This window comes from Burkholderia sp. MSh2 (assembly GCF_000731655.1).
Taxonomy (GTDB): Bacteria; Pseudomonadota; Gammaproteobacteria; order Burkholderiales; family Burkholderiaceae; genus Burkholderia; species Burkholderia paludis.
In genome coordinates this window covers 1-6,860 of the sequence record NZ_JPGM01000125.1, presented here as the reverse complement: position 1 = coordinate 6,860, position 6,860 = coordinate 1, and the positions used below count along the sequence as shown (strand labels likewise).

Sequence of the window (6,860 nt, the reverse complement as noted above, 5' to 3'; positions counted from 1 at the left end):
TTGAGCACATCCAGCAGTTCGCCACGGAATGGATGTGGCAATACAATCATGAGCGCCCCAACATGGGCCTTGGTGGCGTAACGCCAAAACAGCGGCTGGCCATGGCCGCTTAGCCTCTACTTCTGACTCGCGTTAAAAGCGGGGGTATTACCGTACAACCTGATTCGCCATCCTTCGGAACAAGACGTTCTCTGTCGCTCAGACCGCGATATACGATATCGACTGTGACGCCACCGGCTTCGATGGCTGGACATTCGCTCTGACAGATGTCGTCACTTAACGTCGACTGTCGGCCATCGGGTCCGTGACTCAAATGAAGTGGGCCGTCGCACACGATCACACCGATTGTCCTGCAGACCGAACGCCACACTGGATCGGGCTCGCACGCCTGCTCACGGTCCACAATCCGGCATGTAAATCCGAGCTAAGTCGATCACCGAGGTGACACTAGTCTCCAACCTGCGTAGCGGTGCTGCCAATCAACATGCAACCGCATTCGGTGTGGTGACCATGTAGCGCAACACGCTCGCCGTCAATTGTCAACGTTGGATGTGCTTCAATGATCTTGTTAATGCCGTGCGATTTGCCATCGGGATATTTTTCTGGGCAGTCAACGAGATCATGCAGACGAGCAATCGCCTTACCTCCAATCGTATGGATATCCGAGCCGCTGATCACGCGCCCCCCATGCGATGTCATATCTCCGACCACGATGATAGCTAGCGCCATTTTGCACCTCGACAAAGTTGAGAACGAGTTTCTGCGTGTTGTCTGGACAGAGGTGCGCGTGCATCAATCACCTTCTTGATTGGAATCCTCTTCGGGATAAGACGGGTAGGTGCTTGCTATCCTACCTTTGATGTAGGCTATGCGGCCGTTATATGCTTTCATCAAGCAAGCGTTGTCACTACAGGAATTCCGTACTGTCTTGATCCAGTTGATTTGATTTAGTCTCACTGGATCTTGGTATGAAATTTCTTTCGAATTGGTCAGCATCATCGCAACGTAGCCACGATTGACGGTTGCATCGAGTTTAATCAGATCTGGATTCTTGCATATAAGGTGTTCGACATTCGTTGCGGCTTTACTGCAGTCGAAACTTTGCTCCGCATTTGCTGGCGCATGGGTTTGACGCGCGAAGGCGTACGCCCAAGAACCGTCGAGCAACACCATCTCGTCCTGCGATCGATAGATCATCGCAGATCGGAGGCCCGAGCAGAGCGGTGCGTCGACATCACCCAGAATATAGGTATCAGTCAGCGCCGCGCCTTTCGCATGGAACTTCGCGGTCAGAAAAGCATTGAATTTGTCTCTGGAACCGAACGAGTGAGAGATGACCGGGTCGACATAGAAGTTCATTTTCTTGTCGATCTTTACGTTGCAACTGTGCCCGGTGTAATGAAGTGCAAACGCACTATCATCGAAAGTGAGAAAAGCCGCGGCCTGGGGATTGACCGGAAAGGGCAACTGGTGTGTGTCATGTCCCTGTTCGAACTGCGCTGCACCTATCATTCGATATATTTCCTCGGCCGAAGCATGCGCCGGCCCAAAGGCCACCGACATCAGGAGGAGTAAGCTCAGTGTGAATTTCTGCATGAAAAAGATATCGTTCGTTTAATGGTTGGAATTGTAAGTGCCTAGACAAAACATGTCGTGCTCTCGTTCGCGGCGCGTCTTGTTTTCGATATCCAGGAATTCGACAGGTGCTCCAGTGTAGTCACCGTTGTTCAGTTTACGACACAGACTTGGCGCTTTGCTCAGACTGCCCATGTTAAAGGCGAGCGAGACCAGTGCATCGTACTCGTGCTGGTAGAGGGGTACGCTGATCGCATTCTTGACACGACCTTCGATCACCGCGACATCGTTGTCAAAAAGTGTCTGAGCCTCAGCCACGGTTATCTTGCTCGACATCGCAATGTACCCGTTCGCCGCACAACTGCTTTCGGCAATCAGGTGACCCCAGCCAACCGTACAATAACCCTTACTGTCGTTGTAATAGTAACTATTGGCCTTCGCAGTGTCATAGTGCACTCCCTCCCAACCCTTGATAAATTCCTTGCCTTGATCCGAAATCTTCAATTGGGCTATCGGGATGCGTTGGCCGGTAGGTTTCAGGGGTGGCGCATCGAGAAACGTCGCCTTGTAGCCCTCCTGCAGAATCGCGAGCGAATCGATCAAGTCGCCGCGACGCTGGAACGGACCGCCCAACGTTTTTCCGTTCAGTTTCGAGTGGGGATCGAATCCGAGAGCGCCCGAATACGTCTCGAAATGGAGCATCGACACATTTTCGCTTCCGACGATATGCAGCGGGGTACCGTTATCCTTCAACAGTACTCCGCTGTTAGCAAGAACTTGCCCCTGGCTTACTGTGTCTCCGATTTTCACCTTTGTGGACGATGGATCGACTTCGCCGTACAAAGCGATAAACTCTCGACCATCAGAAGTTTTGTGATGAATACTGATCTGCCAGGTTTGGCAATAGAAAAGTTCGCGCTTGATAACGACGCCCGGTGCAATCGCTACGATCGGAGTGTGTGCCTGCACGTAAAGGTCGCGGGCCGCATGCTTCCGACCGCGATCGCGAGTCGCACCAAATCGTGATTGATCATGACCGCCGCCATGTAAAGGTTTGGTCCATGTATAGTCCGACGACGTCGTTCCGTATACGCCGCCCTCGTCATTTAGCGGGCGGGTTTGTATCGGAAAAATGATAGGTGCAGCGCCCTGACGAGGTGCCGAAGTCGGCGCTCCCCTATCGTTGTTCGGATGATCGTTCTGCGGTGGGCTACCCGGTGGGCTTGGTTTCTTTGGCGTCGGCTCATCGGATTTCCGAGTCTCGGCAGGGGGGACCTTCAACTTTTGGCCTACCAAGATGAGGTCTGATTTCAGTCCGTTCACCCGCTTGAGCAAATCAACGCTCGTATGATATTTCTTCGCGATTGTCGTCAGATTGTCGTGCGATTTGACAAGGTAAGTGCCGCGCCAGTAATCGCCTTTCGCCGTATCGTCGACCTTGGTCGGCAAGTCATGCTTGGTCTTCGGACTGGTCAGATTGAAGTAGGCCTGAGACAGAGACGCGTTCAAACGTGCGACTTCCTTCATCGTATCGCTAGTCCAACGCTTCACATGCACGGATAGCGCAGTGCCCATTTGAACCGAGAACCGGATGGCACCCTCCGCATTTGTCGATGCGGCGTGATAGACCTGATTCGCGCGGTCTTCCATACCCTTGATCTCGATTTTCAAATCCTGGATCGGTCGGCCAAAGTGATCCTTGAAATAGACCGTTACGGCGGACAGAGGATCAGTGTTGGTATTCGGGGCGGTCATGATTTTTTCGGATTGGCTCGAATGGCGTTCAGGCGCTGTGATTGACGCAATGGTCCGGATCGTCTGGAGTAGCTTCGCCGGAATCGCTGGACGATGGGGCTACCGATTCGACTAGCCAGGACCCTTGAGTGCCGACGAGTACCTGGAGGGTCTCGGGTTGGTCGGTCGTCAAGCGTGGCGTGCGGCCATGCTCATCGAGAGTACCCTGAGCGACCACATCACCATTCTCCCGTCGCGCCGTATATTCGACCTCGCCGAATTCTCTTTGCCAGTAGATATCATAGACATCGAGTCGGTTGCTGAATGCTTTGGGCATGTCAAAACCGGGTACGACGACAGGTAGCGACTTCGGGCCCGGCAGCGCATGGTTGCCTGCATAGGCGGTCCATTGCGCGGGCGTACCATGCTCGATTCCTGCACCGCTGATTCGGATATAGCTACCGCGCGCGTTGAGCAGGATTTCCTCGGCGGCGGTGATCTCGATCCGACGCTTTGCGCTGATCAGTTTCAGAACCTGATCAGCGATTATTTCGACATTATCCGACTGTGCCTGGATTTCTACTTTACCCTTTGCTGCGAATAGCTTCATCCCCGCATTCTTAACGAACAGGCTGACTTTTTCGGCCACGCTTGCGATCAACGATTTCCCTGCAGCCAGATGCGTGCTTTCACCGCTAACGATATTTACATGCTGGTCAGCCGTGATCTGCGTCGACTGTTGCGTTGATGTTGCGATACCGGCCGGGCTCGCGAACAACATGATCGGGGCCTTGAAACCGTTCGCACTGCCGGTACCGCCACCGGCGGTGCGACCTCCGGTAGAAGTACCGGCGACACTTGCCTGCGTCGCGTCGGTAAATGCACGCAACGCATCATAGCCTGCGCAGAGACTCTCAGCGCGATGCCCTGCACTTGCGTCAGAAAGCGACTGGACAACGCTTTCCGCATTGACGAGCTGACTGGTCGCGTGACGCGCATCCATGGGCTGTTTGACCGATGCGTCGTAGCTTGAGACGAAAAGCCCCTGCGCCGCACGAATTGCGCCGTGAGCGTCCGATTTCAAATCGAAACCGCTGCCGAGATAGGGGCCGCGGGTGTTACCGTCCTGATCGATGAGATAGCCGAGATGGAGAAGCGTGTTCGAACTGCTGCTGAACAGCCGGACACGATTCTGCGCAGTAGCGTCGTCAAGGACCATCTCGTTGTAGCCAGCACCTGCATACTCTTTCGATCGGTAGCCCGACAGGATGCCATTGCTGTGCCATTGCGGCTGGACGCTCCCGTTGTAAACGCGATGCAGCACGATGGGCCTGTCACAGTCACCTCCGACATAGCCGACCAGCACTTCCTCTCCGACTCTCGGAACGTGTACGCTCCCGTAACCCCCGCCCGTATCCGACTGCGCGACTCTCACCCAGCACGAGGCATTTGCGTTACCCGAGTTCTGTCGGTCCCAAACGAACATGACCTTTACACGGTTCAGTGCATCCGTGTACACCTCTTCGCCCTGCGGCCCGACGACGATTGCCGTCTCCAACTCCATCGTTGGCTTCTTGTGCTCGAACGGGCTCCTATACGGAACCGTCACGCGCTGTGCCTCGACTTCGACCAGATAAAAACCGGCCGAGCCGTCTTCGTGAGTGACGACCTCTCCCGTTTGTTCGAACTTCGCCTGCGCTAGTTCGCTCTGCAAGCTATAAGGAAAGTTCGCTTCGTGATTCGATAGCGGCAGGTTGTTCTCAACGTACCGGCGCACTTTGATCGATGCGAATTCTCGGTGCCCGGCTTGATCGCGATCGTGCTCAGGATGGCCAGTCAGTACGAAGCGGCGGCCGGCATCAATGGCCCGAACGCCCCCCATACCAAGAAATCTCTTCGCTCTCGATTCCCATTCCTCTAGATGAATCTTTGACAGATGTTCACCGCGATCCCGGTTCAGATACGTGTAGGCGCCGGTATATTCGTAGACTTCCGTCTGTTCCGGCAAATTTCCTTGACCGGCCATCGTCGGCAGCGTCGTACCTTTCGGGTTGGCAATAGAGGATGGTGCCTTGTAGTCAAACGTACGCGTCGTATGGACGGTACTCTGCAATGTCCGCGAGCCTGCCCATTGCGTAAATGCATCCGTTTCGCCAGTCGCGCCCGATTTGGAGAACTCGACTGGATTGGGAGATACCTCATCAAGCGAGTAAATGTCATCGGTCACGATGAGCCTGTGTGACTTTCCCTCGTTGTCCTGGCGCCAAAAACCGAACAAGCCTTCTTCTTCCATCAATCGATGGACAAAATTACAATCGGTCTCACTCTGACGGCAGTACGAGCGCGACGGTAACGTCTTCAGCAAGGCGAATTCGAATTGTCCCCGCGCTTGTGGATGCGCATTGAATACATCGGTGAGGATGGCGTCAACGCTCTGGTCCTGCCAGTACCGCATATCGCTGCGGAACTTTAGGAAATGCATCCATGAAGCGAAGGCCAACTGATAACTTGAAAGGCTTCCGTCAGCACCAAGCCTACGAGCTGTATGGATGTAGCCGTTGATCGGCAAATAGGACTTGTTCGCTTGCTGCAACCACAGGGTCATCGGTTGAGCGATCAATGTTTTGAGCTCAATATCGCCTGCTGTGGATACCATGTCGAGCGTGACACTGAAGTCACGGCCAAGCTCGGAATAAGTCACGGCTCGGCGCGGAACAAGCGCGTTCTCCGGCAGCGATGGGATGCTCGCCTTGAGCAGGCGATCTTGCTGGATCAGGCCGCCACGAATCGCCTGAGCCACTTCGGTCATGTTCATGCGTTTTCCATCTTGTTGTTTTTTGCAGGCTCAACGGCCTACGCTCTCACGGGAACGGCTTCCCCGTTATATCGCCGCAATTTTAGCGACGTCGACAGGCCATGAGAATGGACTTTGATCGAGAAAACCACAATATGGTCTGACAATAATTCATACTCCATCTCGCAGGCGGTCGGGTTTGACGCGGCAGGACCATCAGGAATTTTGCTTTCCAACAAATTCCTTTCTATTTTATTGATCGGCTGGAAGGGTAATCCCCCCGTTTTCCACGGGGTTCAAAAGTAGAAACTAAGCGGCCATTGCCAACCGCTGCTTTGGGGTAAATCCGCCCAGGGCCATGTTCGGGCGGTCGTGATTGTAAGTCCACATCCAATCGGTCGCGAAGCGCTGCACGTGGTCCAAGTCTTCCCAGTGGTACTGCGACAGCCATTCGTACCGCACGGTCCGGTTGAATCGTTCGACATACGCATTTTGCTGCGGCTTGCCCGGCTGGATGTAGTCGAGCCTGATGCCATACTGTCGGGCCCATTCGATGATCGCTGCGCTCAGGTACTCGGGCCCGTTATCGCACCGAATCGCCTTGGGTCTGCCGCGCCATTCGATGATCTGCCGCAACGCACGGATCATGCGTTCCGATGGCAATGAGAAGTCGATCTCGATAGATCCGGTACACGCGCTTGTGATTCCAGCAGAAGCCCTTCACGTTGCGCAGGTACAGGAAGCACAACCCGAAGCC

The 6,860-nt window shown here is 54.4% G+C and carries 5 protein-coding genes and 1 pseudogene; 1 reads left to right on the top strand and 5 read right to left on the bottom strand.

Annotated elements, in window-relative coordinates:
- Positions 1-113 (top strand): integrase core domain-containing protein (locus tag GQ57_RS42810; protein WP_152603396.1); only part of this gene is annotated, 113 nt, incomplete at its 5' end.
- A 334-nt stretch (positions 114-447) separates the two neighbouring features.
- On the opposite strand, the gene GQ57_RS41095 is transcribed toward GQ57_RS42810, so the two are convergent.
- The 5 genes and pseudogenes from GQ57_RS41095 to GQ57_RS37675 all read right to left on the bottom strand — a co-directional run.
- Positions 448-729 carry a PAAR domain-containing protein gene (locus GQ57_RS41095; protein WP_075123000.1) on the bottom strand — a complete coding sequence of 94 codons (282 nt, stop codon included), beginning with the start codon at positions 727-729 and terminating at the stop codon, positions 448-450.
- Positions 730-792: 63 nt separating this feature from the next.
- On the bottom strand, positions 793-1,596 hold the full coding sequence (locus tag GQ57_RS41090) for a lysozyme inhibitor LprI family protein (RefSeq protein WP_031400980.1): 804 nt from the start codon (positions 1,594-1,596) through the stop codon (positions 793-795).
- An 18-nt stretch (positions 1,597-1,614) separates the two neighbouring features.
- Positions 1,615-3,330 carry a glycoside hydrolase family protein gene (locus tag GQ57_RS37685; protein ID WP_034200583.1) on the bottom strand — a complete coding sequence of 572 codons (1,716 nt, stop codon included), beginning with the start codon at positions 3,328-3,330 and terminating at the stop codon, positions 1,615-1,617.
- 28 nt (positions 3,331-3,358) lie between these two features.
- Entirely contained in the window at positions 3,359-6,124 is a 2,766-nt protein-coding gene (locus GQ57_RS37680) for a type VI secretion system Vgr family protein (protein WP_034200582.1), read from the bottom strand.
- A gap of 288 nt (positions 6,125-6,412) precedes the next feature.
- Positions 6,413-6,860: pseudogene (locus GQ57_RS37675) on the bottom strand (integrase core domain-containing protein); the annotation flags it as partial.

Excerpts from the sequence above, each read along its gene's own strand:
- GQ57_RS41090 (WP_031400980.1), bottom strand. The coding sequence starts at position 1,596 with ATGCAGAAATTCACACTGAGCTTACTCCTCCTGATGTCGGTGGCCTTT.
- GQ57_RS37680 (WP_034200582.1), bottom strand. The coding sequence starts at position 6,124 with ATGAACATGACCGAAGTGGCTCAGGCGATTCGTGGCGGCCTGATCCAG.
- GQ57_RS41095 (WP_075123000.1), bottom strand. The coding sequence starts at position 729 with ATGGCGCTAGCTATCATCGTGGTCGGAGATATGACATCGCATGGGGGG.
- GQ57_RS37685 (WP_034200583.1), bottom strand. The coding sequence starts at position 3,330 with ATGACCGCCCCGAATACCAACACTGATCCTCTGTCCGCCGTAACGGTC.